Raw genomic sequence first — 3,173 nt, forward strand, 5'->3', positions numbered from 1 at the left:
CGTGCAGCTCACTGATGGTCTGAATGGCCATCGTCTCGCTACCCGCGATGCGGTCGAGGCGGCGCACGATGAGGGTGTCGCCCTCGCGCAAGTAGTCGAGGCAGGCGAGCCACTGCGGGCGCTCTGCGACGCGGCTCGATTCGCCGTGGTCGACGAACACGCGCGCAGCTCCGGCGGCGCGCAGCTCGGCCTCCTGAGCGGCCGGGTTCTGGTCGCGCTTGGACACCCGCGCGTAGCCGACGAGGTTCGTCATGACTCGCTCGTTTCCGGCTGCGAGGGCTCCCCCGCGGCGGTGCGCGCGATGCGGCGCAGGCGCGGCACCACGAACACGATCTGGACGGCGACGAACACGGTCGAGGCGATCATGCCGGGGAGCCAGCCGGTGCCGTCGATCCAGAGCGATGCGACCCAGAGAACGATCGCGCCTTCCGCGATGATGAACGCCCAGAGGAGGCGCTGCGCGCCCGCTCGGGTGGTCCCCATCGGGTCACGTCGACTCGTCACGAGGAGAACGGCAGTCACGGCGAGGGCAGCAACAGCGACCCACGAAAGGAGGTTCGGCAAGAAGGTGTCGTACATGGGTTCTCTCTATCAATCACGACCGACGTCGTAGCGCTGGCCGGGCCGCTGCGGCGGCCGCTTGCCGGTGCCTGCATCGGTGCCCGGTCGAGTCGCCTCGGTGGCCGGTCGGGGGAAGGATGCCCGGTACGGGGACCGGTCTCGGGTGACGTCGCGTGCGGCGTCCGGCTTGCTCGCCTGGGGTGCCGGTGGCCGCTCGACGGCCATCGCTCGGAACACGGGAACGAGAGTCGCGGGCTGCGGCTCGTACTTGTCCCGATCCGGGCCGGAGAGCATCGACGCCTGGTTCCATAGCTCTGGCGTCACGCCGGACACGGCGGGGCTGTAGTCGAGGCGGTACGGGCTCAGCTCGGCCACGTGCTGCATGAACAGCTTGGCCGTCCGACCGTTGCCCTCGCGGAACGGGTGGGCCTGGTTGACGTACGCGAACACCTCGGCCGCTGACGCTGCGAACTGGTCGCGGTTCATCGTCGACCACTCGGAGCCGCGAACGATCCGGCTCGCGTCGTTGAGGTAGTGGGGCACGTCGGCGGGGTGCGCGAACTGGCTCAGGTTCTTGCTGATCCCGACCGTGCGGTACTCCCCCGCCCACTCGTAGACGTTGCCGAAGAGCTGCGCGTGAATCGCGCGCACGTGCTCGGCGTCATACGTCCTCGGGATCGAGACTGCGCCGCGCTCGATATCGAACTGCTGCGCGTTGGTCTCGGAGTACTCACGCTGCGCGAGAGCGGCCCCGTCGCGCTCACCGTAGAGGTTGCGCAGCACGGGGCCGCCAGGCTCCCAGAAGTACGAATCCCAGGAGGAGAACTGCGACGCCATCAGCTCGCGATGGCGTGTGCGCGATGACGCTCGGCCGCGCCCGCTGCGCGCCGGTCATACTCGCTCTTGTCGATCGCGCCGCGGGCGTAGTCGGTCAGGTTCTCGACGTCCTCGCGGTTCGGCACCCAACCCTCGTGCCAGCTCGACGCGAACGTGTTCACGACGTGCGTGCGCGTGGCGTTGTCCAGGGGCTCGAACAGCTCCGGCCAGCGGGCCTCGATGTTGAACTCAGCGGCCATGACGGCCCCCTCTCCTCGGTGTGCTTCCATTCTACCAGCTCACCCGAAAACGGTCTACATAAGGTTTCGGGCGGTTCGGGTTTCGGGGCTTAGTTTCGGGTGGTCGGGATGCGGCGTGTCGACGTCGACGAGAGCTGCCGTCACCCCTCCCCCGGAAACGATCATTTTTGGCTACCACTTTCTTCGTTGGAGGATTCCGACAGTTTGTGGCAAAGCATGCCCGTGTGGCTTCATCTAGTTCAGGCGCGGGCGATCTGTTGAATGACTTGGATGGCCACGGCGACGACGAGCGCGTTGTAGAAGAAGCTCACGATGCTGTGTGTGAGGACAAGCCACCGCATCCGCACGGTGGCCACGGTGGCGTCGGATGTCGCGAACGAAGTGCCGATCGTGAACGCGAAGTACAGGAAGTCCGCCAGGCCGGGATGTGTCGTGCGGGGGAATTCGAGCGCGGGATGCTCGGGGTCGCGGTGTTGGAGTGTTTCGTAGACCTGGGCGAAGCCGGTGTGGAGCAGGTGCCAGGACAAGATGATGCCGATCGCGGCCGCCACTCCGAGGAATACCGTTTCCCCTCGGGGAGCTTCGGCGGGAACGCGGATTGTGATCGCGAGAACGGCTGCGTTCACCCCGACGAGACTGGCCATGAGCGGTAGCACCCACGACAGTGTGTCTAGGGTTCCCGATCGGCGGCTTCCGTCTCGGCCGGTGATGCTGCGTCGCCAGGTGAGGATTGACCCGGTGAGGAGATATGCCGTCGCTAGTGCTTCCCACACGATCAGCACGACCACGCTTCCGGAGAGCACGTACCCCACTGCCACGAGCACGGTCACGAGTTCTGCAGCAGTGACGAGGTAGTCGGCCCAGCGGTGCGTTCCCTCGCGTGAGGGCCGCTCTGCGTCCATGATCGCTTCCCCTCAAGATTCGCCAGTCTCAGCAACCCTACAGCTTGGTTACCTTCCGGATGGTAACCTTTGGTTATGGGAACTGAGACACCGCATTCGATCATCGCCGCGGCCTTCGCGCAGCTGGAAGAGGGCGGGTCGGTGTCGTTGGATTCGGTCGCCCGCGCGGTCGGGTTGACGAAGCCCGGAGTGATGTATCACTACCCCACTAAGGAAGCCCTCATGCTCGCGCTGGTCGATTCGGTCCTGGACCGGTGGGAGAGCGAGCTCACCGCCCGACTCGGGGTTACTTCGTCCCAGGCGGGCCCGCATGATCGGATCCGCGCCTACCTGGACTGGTCGCTTTCCGGAGAGTTCAGCGAAACAGACCTGGTCGCGATGAGCGACCCGAAACTACGCCGCACCCTCACCCACCGGTGGACGGAGCGCCTCGCACCCTGGCTGACACTGCCGACCGATCTAGCCCCCGACGTGCGGGCGCGACTGATCGCCGCACGACTCCTCGCCGATGGCGGCTGGCTCGCCGACGCCACCAACTTCTTTCCCCCCACACCCGATGAACGCGCCCGCGTTCACCTCCTCGCCCACAACCTGATTAAGGACTAGCAAATGAAGAAATGGCTCCTGCTCGCTG

The 3,173-nt window shown here is 66.0% G+C and carries 6 protein-coding genes; 1 reads left to right on the forward strand and 5 read right to left on the reverse strand.

All coding sequences use genetic code 11. The features are described 5' to 3' along the window. From V7E09_RS14880 to V7E09_RS14900, 5 genes are all read right to left on the reverse strand, one after another. The coding region (locus V7E09_RS14880; protein ID WP_324523646.1) for a recombinase family protein at positions 1-253 on the reverse strand (253 nt) is incomplete at its 3' end. Then, positions 250-579: a hypothetical protein gene (locus V7E09_RS14885; RefSeq protein ID WP_218714243.1), complete on the reverse strand. Its 330-nt coding sequence runs from the start codon at positions 577-579 to the stop codon at positions 250-252. The genes V7E09_RS14880 and V7E09_RS14885, both read right to left, overlap by 4 nt. A 12-nt stretch (positions 580-591) precedes the next feature. After that, positions 592-1,398: a Fic/DOC family protein gene (locus tag V7E09_RS14890; protein ID WP_324523647.1), complete on the reverse strand. Its 807-nt coding sequence runs from the start codon at positions 1,396-1,398 to the stop codon at positions 592-594. Further along, complete coding sequence (locus tag V7E09_RS14895) at positions 1,398-1,637, reverse strand: hypothetical protein (RefSeq protein WP_218714191.1); 240 nt, start codon at positions 1,635-1,637, stop codon at positions 1,398-1,400. Before V7E09_RS14895 ends, V7E09_RS14890 begins: the two co-directional genes overlap by 1 nt. 239 nt (positions 1,638-1,876) lie before the next feature. Continuing rightward, positions 1,877-2,539, reverse strand: a complete 663-nt coding sequence (locus V7E09_RS14900) for a DUF1345 domain-containing protein (RefSeq protein ID WP_324523648.1) — start codon at positions 2,537-2,539, stop codon at positions 1,877-1,879. A gap of 75 nt (positions 2,540-2,614) precedes the next feature. Between V7E09_RS14900 and V7E09_RS14905 the strand changes: the two genes are divergently transcribed. Then, positions 2,615-3,145, forward strand: coding sequence for a TetR/AcrR family transcriptional regulator (locus V7E09_RS14905; RefSeq protein ID WP_324523649.1), 531 nt, complete (start codon positions 2,615-2,617; stop codon positions 3,143-3,145). The last annotated feature ends 28 nt before the right edge of the window (positions 3,146-3,173 follow it).

It is taken from the genome of Propioniciclava sp. (genome assembly GCF_036744435.1).
GTDB lineage: Bacteria > Actinomycetota > Actinomycetes > Propionibacteriales > Propionibacteriaceae > Propioniciclava.